Raw genomic sequence first — 16,280 nt, forward strand, 5'->3', positions numbered from 1 at the left:
GTGACGGGAGGAGCATGCCTCCCGTCGCAACGACTTAAGCCTGTTTAGCGGCTTCAGCTGCTTTAACGATCACCGCGAAGGCGTCAGCTTTCAGCGAAGCACCGCCAACCAGCGCACCGTCGATGTCCGGCTGGGCAAACAGTTCTGCTGCGTTAGCTGCGTTTACGGAACCGCCGTACTGGATGATGACTTGTTCAGCGATTTTCGCGTCAGCTTTAGCAATGTGGTCACGGATGAATTTGTGAACAGCCTGAGCCTGTGCCGGAGTTGCAGATTTGCCAGTACCGATAGCCCATACAGGTTCGTAAGCGATAACCACGCCTTCGAATGCTGCAGCACCCTGAGTTTTCAGAACGGCGTCGATCTGACGTGCGCAAACTTCTTCAGTTTTGCCTGCTTCGTTTTCTGCTTCGGTTTCACCGATGCACAGAACCGGGGTCAGACCCTGTTCTTTCAGCACAGCGAATTTTTTAGCGATCAGCTCGTCAGACTCTTTGTGATAAGTACGACGCTCGGAGTGGCCGATAATGATGTACTGCGCGCCGATGTCTTTCAGCATTTCAGCTGAAGTTTCACCAGTGAATGCGCCAGACAGGTTCAGGTCAACGTTCTGCGCGCCCAGGATGATGTGGCTACCGGCAGCAGCGTGTTTTGCCAGGTCGATATACATTTCCGGTGGAGCGATTGCTACTGCACAGCCAGCTACGCCAGCCAGTTCTTTACGCAGGTTAGCAACCAGTTCGTTTACCATATGGCGGCTGCCGTTCAGTTTCCAGTTACCCATCACTAAAGGATGTCGCATTTCATTTCTCCACGCTTTATCAGCGAATTAAGGAATATGGCCGCCCGTCAGGGCAGCATGGTCTGTGAAACAGTATAGAGATTCATCCCTGGAAAGGCTTTGCTTTTTGTCATTTATTCGACTCCTCCAGGCTCTCAGATAATGCCAGCTTAATCGGTTCAACAGCGAAGGTCAGCCCCTTTTCGCCGTTATCTGCAACAACATAGCGAATTGCACCCTCAGTTTCTGCGTAGTAATGCTTACCTTTGCCTGCGGTGAGCAATTTTTGCAGCTTTTTCTGGCTTTGTTCTTTGGTCAGTAAAGGGGCTACGGTGCGGATGATGGCGCTCATGTATTCCAGCGCTTTCGCTTTGGCGGCCTTTTGTTCCGGCCCCTGAATCGGCAGCCAGGTTACCTGCATGCTTTTGATTTTCAGCGTACCGCGCTCAAGAGCAGATGACGCATACAGGTTTTCATTGATCTTACTGGCGGCGCGGGTGAGGTTTGCCTTATCACGGCTGCTGTCGATGGCACGGAACTCATTCAGTGCAAGTTTTGGATTCTGCGTATTAAAGTTTTCACGAAATTGGCTGATCGACAGATCAAACGTCGGCGCACCCGCCAGCAGGTAGGGGGCTGTGGTTGCTGTCGAGTGCTCTTCCGCCAGTGCCGTAGTGTTTACGGACAGGGCTGAAAACAATAATAAAAACAGAGTAAATCCTTGCTTCATCAATCGTACCTTTCGTTATGACTGTCCACGATTAAAACGATAACTGTCGGGCTTGTCAAAAGGGTAAACTGTTCTGAAGGCCAATTTTAAAGGAACCTACATGACCATACAGCAGTGGTTATTCTCATTTAAAGGGCGTATCGGACGCCGTGATTTTTGGATTTGGGTCGGCCTCTGGATTGTCGGTATGCTGGTTCTGTTCTCACTGGCGAGTAAAAAATTACTCGATATCCAGACGGCTGCGTTTTGCCTGGTCTGTCTGCTCTGGCCGACGGCGGCAGTGACGGTAAAACGCCTGCATGACCGGGGGCGCTCTGGATTGTGGGCGCTATTGATGATTCTGGCGTGGATGCTGCTGGCCGGAAACTGGGCGATATTGCCAGGCATCTGGCAGTGGGTGGTAGGTCGCTTTATTCCTACGCTGATTCTGGTCGGTATGATTATCGATCTGGGTGCGTTTGTTGGCACTCAGGGTGAAAACAAATTTGGCGTAGATACGCTGGATGTGAAGTATAAAGGGTAAAGCGTAGGCCGGATGAGGCGTTGCCGCCATCCGGCAGATCGCCCGCTGGCGCTACGCTTATCGGACCTACAAAATCAATAAACCCACGGCAATGTCTTACCAGTAGTGCTCGGCAGTCATATGGCCCGGTCGACGACGCAGATGTTTGGTCATCTGCCGGGTCTCTTTCAGTAACTGCTGGGTATCGCGTACCATCTGTGGATTTCCACAAAGCATCACATGGCTGGTGGTGGTATCCATTGCCAGCCCAACTGCTTTTTCCAGCTCGCCGTTTTCAATTAGCGCGGGAACCCGTCCAGTAAGCGAGCCTGTAGCCGTTTCACGGCTGACGACGGTCTGGATACGTAATTTACCTTCGTAGCGTTTTTCCAGCCTCTGCATCAGCGGCAGGTAGCTTAAATCGGCGGCATAACGGGCAGCATGGACCAGCACCAGATTTTTAAAGCGATCAAGATCTTTACCCAACTGCAGAATCGACAAATATGGGCCGATAGCGGTGCCGGTTGCCAGCATCCACAGCGTGTCACAATCGGGAACTTCATCCAGCACGAAAAATCCTGCGGCTTCGCTTACGACCTGCACTTCATCGCCAGGTTTCAGCGCAGCCAGACGTGGACTGAGTTTACCGTCGGGAACGGTCACCAGATAAAACTCTAAATCAGGATTATCAGGCGCGTTCACATAGGAATAGGCGCGCTGGACGCGCTCACCGTCGATCTCAAGGCCAAGCTTAGTAAACTGACCAGCAGTGAAGGGATGAACTGGAGCTCGCACGGTCAAACTAAACAGGGCATCGGTCCAGTTATGTACCTTCGTGACTTTACCTGTTACCCAATCTGCCATGGTTTTCTCCTGTCTGATTTGCTTGCCTTATCTTCGTTCGCTGAACAAAAAAATTCCAGTCCCGGAGGACTGGAAAGCTCAATCAAACAAATCTGTTACAGGATGTGCGCCTGCACATCAGGATCTTTGCGATCCAGGTAGTGAATGGATTGAATGCGGCGGATCGTGCGCGATTTCCCGCGGATCAGCAGTGTTTCAGTGGTTGCGATATTGCCTTTACGGCTAATCCCTTCCAGCAGGTCGCCTTTGGTGATCCCGGTCGCTGAGAAAATCACATTGTCGCTGCGCGCCATTTCGTCCAGACGCAGCGCTTTGCCTGCTTCAATGCCCATTGCCTGGCAACGAGCAAGTTCCTGTTCGCCAATGCGACGATTCTCTTCGCTGTCGCCCTTGACGTCGTGACGTGCCAGCAGGCGGCCCTGCATGTCGCCATCCAGTGCGCGGATTACGGCAGCGGAAACTACGCCTTCCGGTGCACCGCCGATACCGTACAGTACGTCGACTTCGCTGTCTGGCATGCAGGTCAGAATTGAGGCGGCGACATCGCCGTCAGGAATGGCAAACACGCGTACGCCCAGCTTCGCCATCTCAGCGATAACTTCATCATGACGAGGCTTTGCAAGGATGGTGACGGTCAGCTCACCAAGTGGTTTACCGAGTGCGGCAGCAATGTTACGCAGGTTAGCTTCCAGCGGCAGATTCAGGTCGATTGATCCTTTCGCACCAGGGCCGACAATCAGCTTTTCCATATACATATCCGGCGCGTTCAGGAAGCAGCCTTTATCACCGACAGCCAGTACTGCCAGGGCATTCGCCTGGCCCATTGCTGTCATGCGCGTGCCTTCGATTGGATCGACAGCTATGTCCACGGCATCGCCGAGACCGGTCCCAACCTTCTCACCGATAAACAACATTGGTGCTTCATCGATTTCGCCCTCACCAATAACAATAGTGCCGTCGATGTTGACCTGGTTGAGCATAATACGCATGGCGTTCACCGCCGCGCCGTCAGCGATGTTTTTATCGCCGCGACCCAGCCATTTATAGCCAGCCAGTGCGGCTGCTTCGGTCACGCGTGAAAATTCAATGGCAAGTTCTCGTCTCATTGCAAACTCGTAGCAGAAAGGAATGGCGCGAAGTGTAGCACAGGGTAAGGGGCTGGATTATTGATGTGTGTGCGTGTGCAGGGTTGAGAAGGTTTTGCCGGATAAGGCGTTAGCCCCATCCGGCATTTCAGCATTACTCTTCGTGGTCTTCCCACGCAAGGGCGCGTTTGACCGCTTTTTTCCAGCCGCTGTAACGGAAGTTACGCTCTGTGGTTTCAATACCAGGGCGGAATTCACGTTCAATAACAGCTTTTTCCTGCAACTCATCCAGATTCTGCCAGAAACCTACGGCCAGGCCTGCCAGGTATGCGGCACCCAGTGCGGTAACTTCGCGGACTTCCGGGCGCTCAACGCGAGTGCCGAGAATGTCTGACTGGAACTGCATCAGGAAGTTGTTGGCAACCGCACCGCCATCAACACGCAGTGCGTGCAGACGAATACCGGAGTCGGCCTGCATCGCTTCCAGAACATCACGGGTCTGGTAAGCGATAGACTCGAGCGTTGCACGGATGATGTGGTTAGAGTTTACGCCACGGGTCAGACCGAAAATCGCGCCACGGGCATACGGGTCCCAGTACGGTGCACCCAGACCAGTGAATGCCGGAACAACGTACACGCCGTTGGTGTCTTTCACTTTGGTGGCAAAATATTCGGAGTCGAAAGCATCGCTGATGAGTTTCATTTCATCACGCAGCCACTGGATGGATGCGCCAGCCATAAACACCGCACCTTCCAGCGCGTAGTTCACTTCTCCGGTTGGGCCACAGGCGATGGTGGTCAGCAGTCCGTTTTCGGACTTAACCGCTTTCTCACCGGTGTTCATCAGCATGAAGCAGCCGGTGCCGTAGGTGTTTTTCGCCATCCCTTCCTTCACGCACAGTTGGCCGAACAGCGCAGCCTGCTGGTCGCCTGCGATACCGGAGATTGGAATACGTGTGCCACCTTTACCACCGATGTTGGTCTGACCGTAGACTTCGGAGGAACGACGAACTTCCGGCAGCATTGCGCGCGGGATGTCCAACGCATCCAGCATCTTGTCGTCCCAGTCCAGGGAGTGGATGTTGAACAGCATGGTACGTGAGGCGTTGGTGTAATCCGTTACGTGTACACGTCCCTGAGTCATTTTCCAGATAAGCCAGGTATCCACTGTACCGAACAGCAGTTCACCGCGACGAGCGCGCTCACGAGAACCTTCTACGTGGTCAAGGATCCACTTTACTTTGGTGCCGGAGAAATACGGGTCAATTACCAGGCCGGTGTTGTTACGGATGTAATCTTCCATCCCGTCGCGCTTGAGTTTCTCGCAAATATCAGCGGTACGACGACACTGCCACACAATGGCGTTATAGATAGGTTTACCGGTCTCACGCTCCCAGACGATAGTGGTTTCACGCTGGTTAGTAATACCAATCGCTGCAATTTCATCGGAACTGATATCGGCTTTCGCCAGCACTTCTACCAGCGTGGAGCTTTGGGTCGCCCAAATTTCCATTGGGTCGTGTTCTACCCAACCTGCTTTCGGGTAGATTTGCTCGAATTCGCGTTGTGAAACGCTAACGATATTTGCATCGTGGTCCATCACGACCGCGCGGGAGCTGGTGGTGCCCTGGTCGAGCGCAACGATATATTTTTTCTCAGTCATAATTTTTTGTCCCGTAGTCACATTACTGCGAAGCTTTTTGTTGAGTGTTGGCCGCAATGTCTTTCTCTTCAATCGCGCAGACATCGCACGGTAAATGGCGACCAATCAGTTTGCGATATGCCCATGCGCCCAAAATCGCGCCGGTAATCGGGCCAAACACCGGTACCAGGAAGTAAGGAATATCGCGACCACCCGTAAAGGCAATCTCTCCCCATCCTGCGAGCCCGGCGAATAGTTTCGGCCCAAAGTCACGAGCCGGGTTCATCGCAAAACCGGTCAGTGGACCCATGGAGGCACCAATAACGGCAATCAATAAGCCGATCAGCAGGGGTGCCAGCGGACCACGAGGTACACCGTTACCATCGTCGGTCAGTGCCAGAATCAGCCCCATTAGAATAGCGGTAATGACCATTTCAACCGCGAAGGCCTGCACAAAATTGATATGCGGGTTCGGATAGGTGGAGAAAGTACCAGCCAGACCCAGGCTCTCGGTACTGCCGCGCACGATATGGTTAGTTTGTTCGAAATCGATGAAAAGATTGTAATAAAGCCCGTAAACCAATGCCGCTGCGCAAAAGGCGCCGGCAATTTGCGAAATAATAAAAGGTACTACTTTGCGTTTGTCAAAACACGCAAACAACCAGAGTGCGATTGTGACTGCTGGGTTCAGGTGTGCACCAGAAACGCCTGCCGTCAGATAGATAGCCATCGCTACCCCCAGACCCCAGATGATACTGATTTCCCACTGACCAAAAGTAGCGCCAGCCACTTTAAGTGCAGCAACACAGCCCACACCGAAGAAAATCAACAACCCGGTACCGAGGAATTCAGCAATGCACTGGCCTTTTAAGGTTGATGTTTGACTCATAATCGGATCCTGAAGAGAGTTTAATGTTTATTGTGTTCGAGAAGGTCACTGACATCCCCGGAGCCGGTAGGCACACTGTTAATTTATCGTTAACGAGCAAAAACGAGAAATATCGAAATTGAAATGTGTGTACTGCATCAACAAAATGAGCGTTATCGCGCCATAACGAGGTATTTGTTATACAAAAAGAGTGTGAGCTGAATCATTTCATTAACCAATATGTTAACACTTTTGAGTTATGCGCTGTCTGTCACCAGGACAAAGATTAAAAGTGTTGCAAACCGCAATCTGCGCGGGATGCTGCTGGACAGGGATGGCGCGGCTTCATACAATCGGAGCTAAGTAGAGTGCGCTCGTTTTTATTAAGGCGTCGCCGGTTATCGGGACGAGGATTTTTATCCATCAACGCCTTGCAATTCAGGAGAGGTATGACGATGTCATTAGAAGTGTTTGAGAAACTGGAAGCAAAAGTACAGCAGGCGATTGATACCATCACGCTGTTGCAGATGGAAATCGAAGAGCTGAAAGAAAAGAATAACTCACTGTCGCAGGAAGTTCAGTCTGCACAGCAGCAGCGTGAAGAGCTGGAGCGTGAGAATAACAGCCTGAAAGAACAGCAGAATGGCTGGCAGGATCGTCTGCATGCTCTGCTCGGCCGTATGGAAGAAGTCTAATTACGCTTTATCTTTCGCGCCGTAGCAGCGTTGGCTGCGCTTAGTTACCCCCAGTCTCGTAGTTTACTACGCTCCTGGGGATACCTTCGTTTGCCGCCTTGCTACAACACGAAATCTCTCGCGTAATCGCCCCTACGTGTAGGCTGGATAAGGCGCAAGCTGCTTCCGGTACTCAGCGATAACGCATAAAAAAGGCACCTTGCGGTGCCTTTTTTGATCACTCGATATCGAGCGGGTCTTCGGAAAGGATTATCCCGGTATTGTCGGCGTACAGATGGTCGCCGGAGAAGAACGTCACGCCACCAAAGTTGACGCGCACATCGCTTTCCCCGGTTCCTTCACCTGCGGCACCCACCGGAATAGCGGCAATCGCCTGAATGCCGATGTCCAGTTCTTCCAGATCGTCCACCTGGCGGACTGAGCCGTAGATGACCAGACCTTCCCACTCATTCTGTACAGCCAGACGAGCCAGTTCGGCATCGACCAGCGCACGACGGACAGAACCGCCGCCATCGACCAGCAGAATTCGACCACGGCCATTTTGTTCGAGCAGATCGTACAGCAACCCGTTGTCCTCGAAACATTTTACCGTGATGATTTGTCCGCCAAACGACGACCGTCCCCCAAAGTTAGAGAACAGCGGTTCCACGACGTTGACATCTTCCTGATAGATGTCACAAAGCTCGGATGTATCGTATTTCATAGGCTTAACGTTCAGTTGCTGCGAGAATTTTTAGTATATCGCGCTATGTGTACTGTTGGCAAAATCATCAATTGTTAATTGATATTTGTCAGTTAAAGGGACCACTGACTTAAGAAAATCCCAACAACAAACAGTAAGTTAGTTAATAGCGCAGCTTTCACGGTGCGTTCCAGCATTGGGCGCATCGCTGTAGGATCCATCTCATGCATCACATATCTTGCCTGTTTGATCAGCAACGGAGCGGCCAGAATAAACAGCCATCCCCACAGACTTTGCAGCGAGAACAGGTTAAACAGTGCCAGGCAGACCAGCGTACCCATCAGCAGGCAGGCATGGTAACGACGGGCATTGACGGCGCCTAAACGTACAACAAGCGTGTTTTTGCCATTTTCTCTGTCGCTGTTGATATCGCGCAGGTTATTGATATTGAGCACGGCGGTTGCCAGCAGACCGCAGGCCGTTGCCGGCAAAATCAACGCGGGAATAAGCGTATGCGCCTGCAGATACCAGCTCCCCATAACGCTGAGCCAGCCGAAGAAGACCAGCACGGAAATATCGCCCAGGCCAATATAGCCGTAAGGACGATTACCTACGGTATAAGTGATAGCGGCGATAATCGACAGGCCGCCGAGTATCAAAAAGCCGACAAAATCAGTCAGCGTGTGGCAGGCCACTGCTACCAGCGCCAGACCGGACAAGCAGATTAAGACCACGGTGATAATCAACGCGCGCTTCATTTCCTGCTGCGTGATGACCCCTTTTTGCATTCCACGTAACGGCCCTATGCGGTCGGGCTTGTCGCTGCCTTTGACAGCATCGCCATAGTCGTTCGCAAGGTTGGACAGAATTTGCAGCAGTCCTGCCGTGATTAATGCCAGCAGAGCAACCAGCGGATCGAAATACCCTTGCCACCATGCTAATGCCGTACCGACGATGATCGCCGCGAAGGCGAGCGGTAAGGTCTTAGGTCGTAAACTTTCCAGCCAGGCTTGTGAGCGGCTAATTTGTTGTTGTTCAGTCATATTTAGCGCCAATAAAAATGGGGCTTTATCAGCCCCATCAACAGTGATGAAAATGCATTGAACGCGATTATAGGATAAAACGGCTCAGATCTTCATCTGCGACCAGCGCATCCAGATGTTTGCTCACATATTCGGCATCAATTGTGATGCTTTGGCCGTTCAAATCGCTCGCATCATAGGAAATATCTTCCATCAGACGCTCGAGAACGGTATGCAAACGACGTGCACCGATGTTTTCGGTGGTTTCGTTGACCTGCCAGGCCGCTTCGGCAATACGTTTAATACCTGATTCAGTGAAGTCGATATTCACGCCTTCGGTCGCCATCAGCGCTTTGTATTGCACGGTGATAGAGGCATTCGGTTCAGTCAGAATACGCTCGAAATCGCTGGTGGTCAGCGCCTGTAGCTCGACGCGGATTGGCAGACGACCCTGCAGTTCTGGGATCAGGTCAGACGGTTTCGCCACCTGGAACGCGCCGGAGGCGATAAACAGTATGTGATCGGTTTTCACCATGCCGTGCTTGGTGGAGACGGTGCAGCCTTCAACCAGCGGCAGCAGGTCGCGCTGTACGCCTTCACGGGACACATCCGGACCAGAAGATTCACCGCGCTTACAGATTTTGTCGATTTCGTCGATAAACACGATCCCGTGTTGTTCAACGGCGTCGATAGCTTCCTGTTTCAGCTCTTCCGGGTTGACCAGTTTCGCCGCTTCTTCTTCAATCAGGAGCTTCATCGCATCTTTAATTTTCAGCTTACGCGGTTTTTGTTTCTGGCCGCCTAAGTTCTGGAACATGGACTGCAACTGGCTGGTCATCTCTTCCATTCCCGGAGGCGCCATGATTTCTACGCCCATCGGTGCAGCAGCGAGATCAATCTCAATCTCTTTATCGTCCAGTTGGCCTTCACGCAGTTTTTTACGGAACGCCTGACGTGCAGCGGAAGGTTCCTGCGGCTGTTCTGACTGTCCCCAGTTATTTTTGGCTGGAGGAATCAGCACATCGAGAATACGTTCTTCCGCCATTTCTTCTGCACGGAAGCGGTTTTTCTCGATAGCCTGAACGCGAACCATTTTAATGGCTGCGTCGGTTAAATCGCGGATGATGGAGTCAACTTCTTTACCAACATAGCCTACTTCGGTGAATTTCGTTGCTTCAACTTTGATGAACGGTGCGTTGGCCAGTTTTGCCAGACGGCGGGCAATTTCGGTTTTACCGACACCGGTTGGACCAATCATCAGAATGTTTTTTGGCGTGACTTCATGGCGCAGCTCTTCGTCGAGCTGCATACGGCGCCAGCGGTTACGCAGGGCAATCGCCACGGAACGCTTGGCGTTATCCTGGCCGATAATGTGTTTGTTCAGTTCGCTGACAATTTCGCGTGGGGTCATTTCAGACATGGGGGATCCTTACGCTTTGGAGTTCAATTCTTCGATGGTATGGAAGTGGTTGGTATAAATGCAGATATCCCCTGCAATATCCAACGCTTTCTCAGCAATCTCGCGTGCGCCAAGCTCGGTGTTTTCCAGCAGAGCGCGTGCTGCAGCCTGGGCGTAGGGACCGCCGGAGCCGATGGCAATCAGATCGTTTTCTGGCTGGATGACATCGCCATTACCCGTGATGATGAGCGATGCAGTTTCATCTGCAACGGCCAACAATGCTTCGAGTTTGCGCAGCATACGATCGGTTCGCCAGTCTTTCGCCAGTTCAACGGCAGCTTTCACCAGATGACCCTGATGCATTTCCAGTTTGCGTTCAAACAATTCAAACAGCGTGAATGCATCCGCAGTGCCGCCCGCAAAGCCCGCAATGACTTTGTCGTTGTACAGACGGCGGACTTTTTTCACGTTGCCTTTCATTACGGTGTTACCCAGTGTGGCCTGACCATCACCGGCGATTACCACATGGCCGTTACGGCGTACGCTTACTATTGTTGTCACGAGCAGACCCCTTGGTTACAAATGCAGAATACAGGCCCCGCACAGTGTACGGGGCGTAATGCAAGTATAGATGGGGGGGATTTTGGGGGTTTCAACCCCCGGTAGCGAGTCGAATGCAGTTTGTGTGGCCAGCCACTTTCAGACGACTGATAGTGTTGTCGGCATTTTCTTTGCCTTTGAGCGGGCCAATGACCACGCGATTCCAGCCGTTGTTGGTGGTTATGCGGGAATTGAAGCCCTCAAAGGCCAACTGTGCACGCACAGTTTCTGCCTGCTCAGCCCCTTTAAATGATCCACACTGAACCATCCAGCGACGTTCATCTTTTTTCTCTGCCGTCTGTTTTGGCGCTTCTGTTTCATGCGTAATCGGCGCGGCTGGTTGCGTTTTCGGCTGAGCAGCTGTGGTATGCGCTGGCGTCTGCAACAGATCCTGGTACGGCTGTTGGGCCGCCGGTTTTGGCTGCGTTTGACGCGGCTGTTGTACCGGCGCAGCCTGTACCGTACGCGTTTGTTGCTGTTGCTGGTAAGGTTGTTCCGTTACCCGCGTACGCGGCTGCTGAGCCTGTTGCTGTGCGTTGGTCCACTGCTGTTGCTGCACCTGACGCTGGCGCTGCAGCGTTTGCTGGCGTTGTTCAGGCGTTTGTTCGTTCCACGGTACCTCATTGAGCTGCGTGGGCTGCTGACGCATATCAGCCTGCATTTGCGCCAGGAGCTGACGCTGCTCATTGGTAAGCTGATCGGCGTTAAGCACTTCACCGCCAGCAGAAGGTTCGGTTGGCGCACGCACGCCCGGTTGGCGGCTTTCCAGCTCTTTGATGTATCGCCAGCGTTCTTCCGGTTTCGGTGGGATCCCATTACCGGTGACTTTCTGGCTTTGCAGCGTTTCGGACTCTTCTTTCTTGTGATGCGTAATGAAGTACAGACCACCGATAAAGGTCACAAGTACGGCTGCCGCAATAGCGACCATCGCGGGGGATACCGCTGACGTATTGCGTTGCTTTTTCCGTGAAGTGCTCTTTTTGCGCCGCGAAGGTGCCGGTTGGCCGCGACGTACATAATCTCGTTGTGCCACTATCGTTTCGCTGTATTTATTCGTTCGTCAGCCCGCCATGTTACTTAAGCGGCGGGCCTTTGACCAGACAGGGGAGTCCGAAAGCACTTTACTTTAAGTCAATGCCCGCGTAGAGCCCCGAATAATAAGCTCACAGTCCAGTAAACGTGAGCCACTACTGACGTTATGCCCTTGTAATTGATCGAGCAGTAACAGCATAGCTTCACGTCCGATATCGAAACGCGGCTGTGCAACGGTTGTCAGGGGTGGATCACAAAATTCTGTGAGTGAAATGTTATCAAAGCCAATAATGGATAAATCGTCAGGTACTTTTAAGCCCTGACGTTTGGCATATGAGAGTGCGCCCAGCGCCATGACATCGCTGTGACAGAAAACAGCGGTAGGCGGCTGTGGTAGCTCAAGCAGCTGTTTCAGTGCGTTTGCACCTGCTTCATAGGTAAAATTACCGCGCGCGATAAAATGTGGATCGACCGTAATCCCGCTGCGGCGCAACGCCTGAACGTAACCTTGCAGGCGGTAGTGACACAGTGGCATATCCTCTGGCCCGGCGATACAGCCAATACGCTGATGACCCAGTTCAAGCAGATAGTTCATCGCATTAAACGCAGCGGTGAGGTTATCAATATGAACGGTGGGGAGCTCCAGCTCTGGCGCGAATTCGTTGGACATCACCATCGGTGGCAAATTGCGTTGCTCTTCCACGCTGGCATCAAACGGCAGACGTGAGCTAAGCAGTACCATGCCATCGATCTGCTTGGTGATAATGAGGTTAAGAAAAGTCTTTTCCTCCTGGTTCTGGTGCGCGCAATCACCGATCAGCACCAGGTAACCCTGCTCTGCGGCGGTGACCTCAATGCCCCGGATAATTTCACTAAAGAACGGGTCGCAAATATCCGGAACAATCACCAGAATGGTACGTGATTCATTGCGCTTAACGTTGCGCCCCATCGATTGGGGGAGATATCCCACTTCCAGCGCGGCCTGCTCAACCCGGCTACGGGTGGACTGAGAGACTTTGTCCGGGTTCATTAATGCACGGGAGACGGTTGCCGTGGAGACTTTCGCCTTCAGGGCAACATCTTTCATCGTAGCGGCAGCGACCTGCTTATTCGGTTTCACTCTTTCTCCTCGCCAGAGAGCTGCTGGCGCAGACCTGTCCCTGGGTAACCTTCATTTGAAATATTTTTATCAGATAGTGAATAGAAGCAGTTACAGAATTTTCATAAAAAGTGTGATGGATATTTAATTTTACGATCCGCCTCGCATCATGAGGGGGCTATCCCTCAATGGGATCGACATCCAACACCCATTTGACCTTGCGTGCATCAGGCAGCGTATTGATTAACGCCAGTGTCCCGCTAACGATATGTTGCAGTCGAATGCGTGACGGATGTTGCAACAAAATTTGCCAGCGATAACGGCCGCCACGCTTGGGTGCCAGTGCAGGAACCGGGCCGAGCACCCAGAGTTTGTCGTCGGCCAGCGGACTGGCCTGAATCAGATTGCGCAGTTGCTGCAGGAACATCGGCGCATGCTGATTGTTATGGTCTTCTGCCCGTACGATCACATGACTGGTCCACGGTGGAAGCTGCAGCGTTTGGCGTTCGGCCAGTGCCTGTTCGGCAAAGGCGTCATAACCTTTATACAGTAAGGTTTGCAGCAGTGGATGTTCAGGGTGGTGCGTTTGCAGCACCACTTCACCCTGTTTACCGGCACGGCCTGCACGCCCGGATACCTGTGTGTAAAGCTGGGCGAAGCGCTCTGCTGAACGAAAATCTGCCGAGAATAGCGCCCCGTCCACATCCAGTAATGCCACCAGTGTGACGTCCGGGAAGTGGTGACCTTTTGCCAGCATTTGTGTGCCGATAAGAATTCGTGCGCCGCCGCGATGCACTTCTGCCAGATGCTGCTCCAGCGCCCCTTTACGGCTGGTGGTATCGCGGTCAATACGCGAAATCGGTACACCTGGGAAGAAGGGGGCTAAAGCCTGTTCAAGCTGTTCGGTGCCGAGTCCGACCGGTACCATATGCGTAGAACCGCAGGAAGGACACTGACGCGGTATGGGACGCTGACTGTCACAGTGGTGGCAGCGCAAATGATGCTGCGCCTGATGCAGCGTGTAGTAGTGATCGCAGCGCGGGCATTCGGCAATCCAGCCGCAGTCGTGGCATAGCAGTGCAGGGGCAAATCCCCGGCGATTAAGAAAGAGAATTACCTGATTATCCGCCTGCAGATGCTGACGCATGCGGGTGATAAGCGCAGGAGCCAGTCCGGCCTGTACCTGCTGACCTTTTAGATCCAGTACGTGCTGAATGGCAGGACGTGCATTTCCGGCGCGGCGCGTCAGGCGCAGCATACGGTATTTTTTTTGCCGCACGTTGCACAGCGTTTCCAGCGCCGGAGTGGCCGACCCGAGAATAATGGGGATCTGCTCGCTGTGGGCGCGGTAAACCGCCAGATCGCGGGCGTGATAGCGCCAGCCTTCCTGCTGTTTATAGGAGCTGTCATGCTCTTCGTCGATGACAATTACGCCGAGATTTTTAAACGGTGTAAACAGTGATGAACGCGTACCGATGACAATCGCCGCTTCACCATTTTTCGCTTTCAGCCAGGCAGAAAGACGTTCGCTGTCATTCAGACCGGAGTGCAATACTTCTACCGGAGCATTGAAGCGTTCGCGAAAGCGGGCAATGGTTTGTGGTGTCAGACCAATCTCCGGCACCATCACCAGCGCCTGTTTGCCCTGGGCGAGGATATTTTCCAGTACGCTCAGATAGACTTCTGTTTTGCCAGAACCCGTCACGCCTGCTAGTAGCCAGGCGCTAAAACAGTCTGATTCGCTGTGAATCGCTCCAACGGCAGTGGCCTGTTCGGTATTTAGCCGTAACCGCTCACCGGAAACGGCGTAGTGCGTGCGCCAGTCACTGAAACCTGGCGTTTCGCTCGCCAGGTCGCAGAGACCTTTTTTACGCAGTGCTTGTAATGCGGCGTCATTAAATTCGAGTTCAGCCACCTGGTCACGCCAGATTTTTCCCTGGCGTAGCGCTGCCAGCGCCTGCTGTTGTTTGGGGGAGCGCTTCAGGCTGTTTAAATCAATAACCTGACCTTCTTCGGTGGCAAACCAGTACCACATTGGCGCGTTAGTGGCAGGTCTGCCCTGGCGTAGCAGAATAGGCAAAGCATGAAACAGCACGTCGCCAATAGGGTGGTGGTAATAATCAGCAGCCCACAGCAGTAAACGCCAGACGGAGGAGGAATAGACCGGTTCGCTGTCCAGTACCTCAATCACGGCTTTTAATTCATTCAGCGGCAGTTCGCTTTGCTCGCTTACCGACAGGACAATGCCGACACGCTCCTGCTGCTTGCCAAAGGGCACACGTACGCGACACCCGGCTTTGGCGTTCATGCCTTCCGGCAAGAGGTAGTCAAAGGTGCGGGGTAGCGGGACGGGTAAGGCAACGTGCGCAACGGGCATTTAATCATCCTGACTTGAATTCTGGCGGGTTAGTATACACATTAGTGAGAAGCGGAATGCGGATCAGTTTGCATGAGCAGGTTAATTTCTGTATGATTCGCCGCCTTTGATACAAATTTGTATCACTGACCTATACTATTAACATCGCGTGGTGTCTGGCGTTAGGGCTGGAAGAGCGACGCGGCCTTAAACCGAGGTTTCCCCATGAAAAAAGATATTCACCCGAAATACGAAGAAATTACTGCAAACTGCTCTTGCGGTAACGTCATGAAAATCCGCTCTACCGTCGGTCACGATCTGAACCTGGACGTGTGCGGTCAGTGCCACCCGTTCTATACTGGCAAGCAGCGTGATGTTGCTACCGGTGGCCGTGTTGATCGCTTCAACAAGCGTTTCAGCATCCCGGGCAGCAAATAAGTTTTTCTGCTGTCAAAAAAAAGCGCCTTACGGCGCTTTTTTTGTATCCGGCGTTTAGTATTCCCACGTTTCCGGGTCGATCCCCAGTTCACGCATAATTACCTTCGCCTCTTCAGGAATTTCATCACTGCGTTCTTTACGCAGATCATCATCGTTGGGTAACGGTTGCCCGGTAAAGGCATGCAGAAACGCTTCACACAGCAGTTCGCTGTTGGTGGCGTGGCGCAGGTTGTTCACCTGACGACGCGTGCGTTCATCGGTAAGGATTTTTAACACCTTCAGAGGAATGGAAACCGTAATTTTTTTGACTTGCTCACTCTTCTTACCGTGCTCAGCGTATGGGCTGATATATTCGCCGCTCCATTCAGCCATGAGATACCTAATCCTCTTTGTCATTTATATTGAGGCCGGAAACTGAGCCCGAGCCATAATTTCATTGCGCGTAGTTTATCGTAGTGGCGAGGCCCTGACACGAAGTTAGCCAT

Annotated in this window: 17 protein-coding genes; 3 read left to right on the plus strand and 14 right to left on the minus strand. The window is 52.6% G+C overall.

Translation table 11 applies throughout. The annotated features are described in order from the left end of the window. Nucleotides 1–34: 34 nt before the first annotated feature. Both tpiA and LG384_RS00805 read right to left on the minus strand, forming a co-directional pair. Nucleotides 35–802 carry a triose-phosphate isomerase gene (gene tpiA, locus LG384_RS00800; protein ID WP_003028783.1) on the minus strand — a complete coding sequence of 256 codons (768 nt, stop codon included), beginning with the start codon at nucleotides 800–802 and terminating at the stop codon, nucleotides 35–37. Between the two features lie 109 nt (nucleotides 803–911). Next, nucleotides 912–1,511 (minus strand): YiiQ family protein, encoded by a 600-nt coding sequence (locus LG384_RS00805; protein WP_045449300.1) that lies wholly within the window; start codon nucleotides 1,509–1,511, stop codon nucleotides 912–914. Between the two features lie 100 nt (nucleotides 1,512–1,611). Here LG384_RS00805 and LG384_RS00810 point away from each other — a divergent pair, with 100 nt between their 5' ends. Next, nucleotides 1,612–2,034 carry a DUF805 domain-containing protein gene (locus tag LG384_RS00810; protein ID WP_045449302.1) on the plus strand — a complete coding sequence of 141 codons (423 nt, stop codon included), beginning with the start codon at nucleotides 1,612–1,614 and terminating at the stop codon, nucleotides 2,032–2,034. A gap of 96 nt (nucleotides 2,035–2,130) precedes the next feature. Here LG384_RS00810 and fpr read toward each other — a convergent pair whose 3' ends face one another. The 4 genes from fpr to LG384_RS00830 form a co-directional block, all read right to left on the minus strand. Further along, on the minus strand, nucleotides 2,131–2,877 hold the full coding sequence (fpr, locus tag LG384_RS00815; RefSeq protein ID WP_048223389.1) for a ferredoxin--NADP(+) reductase: 747 nt from the start codon (nucleotides 2,875–2,877) through the stop codon (nucleotides 2,131–2,133). 95 nt (nucleotides 2,878–2,972) lie between these two features. After that, on the minus strand, nucleotides 2,973–3,983 hold the full coding sequence (gene glpX / locus LG384_RS00820; RefSeq protein WP_045449305.1) for a class II fructose-bisphosphatase: 1,011 nt from the start codon (nucleotides 3,981–3,983) through the stop codon (nucleotides 2,973–2,975). 133 nt (nucleotides 3,984–4,116) lie between these two features. Continuing rightward, nucleotides 4,117–5,625 carry a glycerol kinase GlpK gene (glpK, locus tag LG384_RS00825; RefSeq protein WP_045449312.1) on the minus strand — a complete coding sequence of 503 codons (1,509 nt, stop codon included), beginning with the start codon at nucleotides 5,623–5,625 and terminating at the stop codon, nucleotides 4,117–4,119. 22 nt (nucleotides 5,626–5,647) lie between these two features. Then, nucleotides 5,648–6,493 carry an MIP/aquaporin family protein gene (locus LG384_RS00830; RefSeq protein WP_045449313.1) on the minus strand — a complete coding sequence of 282 codons (846 nt, stop codon included), beginning with the start codon at nucleotides 6,491–6,493 and terminating at the stop codon, nucleotides 5,648–5,650. Nucleotides 6,494–6,921: 428 nt separating this feature from the next. Between LG384_RS00830 and zapB the strand changes: the two genes are divergently transcribed. Beyond that, on the plus strand, nucleotides 6,922–7,167 hold the full coding sequence (zapB, locus tag LG384_RS00835; RefSeq protein ID WP_005121725.1) for a septal ring assembly protein ZapB: 246 nt from the start codon (nucleotides 6,922–6,924) through the stop codon (nucleotides 7,165–7,167). Between the two features lie 217 nt (nucleotides 7,168–7,384). Here the strand turns inward: zapB and rraA are convergent, their stop codons facing one another. The 7 genes from rraA to priA all read right to left on the minus strand — a co-directional run bounded on the left by rraA (nucleotide 7,385) and on the right by priA (nucleotide 15,378). After that, nucleotides 7,385–7,870, minus strand: coding sequence for a ribonuclease E activity regulator RraA (gene rraA, locus LG384_RS00840; RefSeq protein ID WP_045449315.1), 486 nt, complete (start codon nucleotides 7,868–7,870; stop codon nucleotides 7,385–7,387). 92 nt (nucleotides 7,871–7,962) lie between these two features. After that, nucleotides 7,963–8,892, minus strand: coding sequence for a 1,4-dihydroxy-2-naphthoate polyprenyltransferase (gene menA, locus LG384_RS00845; RefSeq protein WP_045449316.1), 930 nt, complete (start codon nucleotides 8,890–8,892; stop codon nucleotides 7,963–7,965). 67 nt (nucleotides 8,893–8,959) lie between these two features. Beyond that, entirely contained in the window at nucleotides 8,960–10,291 is a 1,332-nt protein-coding gene (gene hslU, locus LG384_RS00850) for an HslU--HslV peptidase ATPase subunit (RefSeq protein WP_045449318.1), read from the minus strand. Nucleotides 10,292–10,300: 9 nt separating this feature from the next. Further along, entirely contained in the window at nucleotides 10,301–10,831 is a 531-nt protein-coding gene (gene hslV / locus LG384_RS00855; RefSeq protein ID WP_003028805.1) for an ATP-dependent protease subunit HslV, read from the minus strand. Nucleotides 10,832–10,922: 91 nt separating this feature from the next. Beyond that, on the minus strand, nucleotides 10,923–11,903 hold the full coding sequence (ftsN, locus tag LG384_RS00860) for a cell division protein FtsN (RefSeq protein ID WP_071829066.1): 981 nt from the start codon (nucleotides 11,901–11,903) through the stop codon (nucleotides 10,923–10,925). A gap of 93 nt (nucleotides 11,904–11,996) precedes the next feature. After that, a complete protein-coding gene (gene cytR / locus LG384_RS00865) occupies nucleotides 11,997–13,022 on the minus strand; it encodes a DNA-binding transcriptional regulator CytR (RefSeq protein WP_045449321.1) in 1,026 nt (341 codons plus the stop codon). 157 nt (nucleotides 13,023–13,179) lie between these two features. After that, nucleotides 13,180–15,378 (minus strand): primosomal protein N', encoded by a 2,199-nt coding sequence (gene priA / locus LG384_RS00870; protein WP_048223394.1) that lies wholly within the window; start codon nucleotides 15,376–15,378, stop codon nucleotides 13,180–13,182. A 204-nt stretch (nucleotides 15,379–15,582) separates the two neighbouring features. Here priA and rpmE point away from each other — a divergent pair, with 204 nt between their 5' ends. Then, complete coding sequence (gene rpmE, locus LG384_RS00875; protein ID WP_008787040.1) at nucleotides 15,583–15,795, plus strand: 50S ribosomal protein L31; 213 nt, start codon at nucleotides 15,583–15,585, stop codon at nucleotides 15,793–15,795. Nucleotides 15,796–15,849: 54 nt separating this feature from the next. Here rpmE and metJ read toward each other — a convergent pair whose 3' ends face one another. Further along, nucleotides 15,850–16,167, minus strand: coding sequence for a met regulon transcriptional regulator MetJ (gene metJ, locus LG384_RS00880; RefSeq protein WP_003862042.1), 318 nt, complete (start codon nucleotides 16,165–16,167; stop codon nucleotides 15,850–15,852). Nucleotides 16,168–16,280 lie beyond the last annotated feature (113 nt).

Source organism: Citrobacter sp. Marseille-Q3906 (assembly GCF_916618775.1).
GTDB lineage: Bacteria > Pseudomonadota > Gammaproteobacteria > Enterobacterales > Enterobacteriaceae > Citrobacter > Citrobacter murliniae.

Excerpts from the sequence above, each read along its gene's own strand:
- tpiA (WP_003028783.1), bottom strand. The coding sequence starts at position 802 with ATGCGACATCCTTTAGTGATGGGTAACTGGAAACTGAACGGCAGCCGC.
- LG384_RS00805 (WP_045449300.1), bottom strand. The coding sequence starts at position 1,511 with ATGAAGCAAGGATTTACTCTGTTTTTATTATTGTTTTCAGCCCTGTCC.
- LG384_RS00810 (WP_045449302.1), top strand. The coding sequence starts at position 1,612 with ATGACCATACAGCAGTGGTTATTCTCATTTAAAGGGCGTATCGGACGC.
- fpr (WP_048223389.1), bottom strand. The coding sequence starts at position 2,877 with ATGGCAGATTGGGTAACAGGTAAAGTCACGAAGGTACATAACTGGACC.
- glpX (WP_045449305.1), bottom strand. The coding sequence starts at position 3,983 with ATGAGACGAGAACTTGCCATTGAATTTTCACGCGTGACCGAAGCAGCC.
- glpK (WP_045449312.1), bottom strand. The coding sequence starts at position 5,625 with ATGACTGAGAAAAAATATATCGTTGCGCTCGACCAGGGCACCACCAGC.
- LG384_RS00830 (WP_045449313.1), bottom strand. The coding sequence starts at position 6,493 with ATGAGTCAAACATCAACCTTAAAAGGCCAGTGCATTGCTGAATTCCTC.
- zapB (WP_005121725.1), top strand. The coding sequence starts at position 6,922 with ATGACGATGTCATTAGAAGTGTTTGAGAAACTGGAAGCAAAAGTACAG.
- rraA (WP_045449315.1), bottom strand. The coding sequence starts at position 7,870 with ATGAAATACGATACATCCGAGCTTTGTGACATCTATCAGGAAGATGTC.
- menA (WP_045449316.1), bottom strand. The coding sequence starts at position 8,892 with ATGACTGAACAACAACAAATTAGCCGCTCACAAGCCTGGCTGGAAAGT.
- hslU (WP_045449318.1), bottom strand. The coding sequence starts at position 10,291 with ATGTCTGAAATGACCCCACGCGAAATTGTCAGCGAACTGAACAAACAC.
- priA (WP_048223394.1), bottom strand. The coding sequence starts at position 15,378 with ATGCCCGTTGCGCACGTTGCCTTACCCGTCCCGCTACCCCGCACCTTT.
- rpmE (WP_008787040.1), top strand. The coding sequence starts at position 15,583 with ATGAAAAAAGATATTCACCCGAAATACGAAGAAATTACTGCAAACTGC.
- metJ (WP_003862042.1), bottom strand. The coding sequence starts at position 16,167 with ATGGCTGAATGGAGCGGCGAATATATCAGCCCATACGCTGAGCACGGT.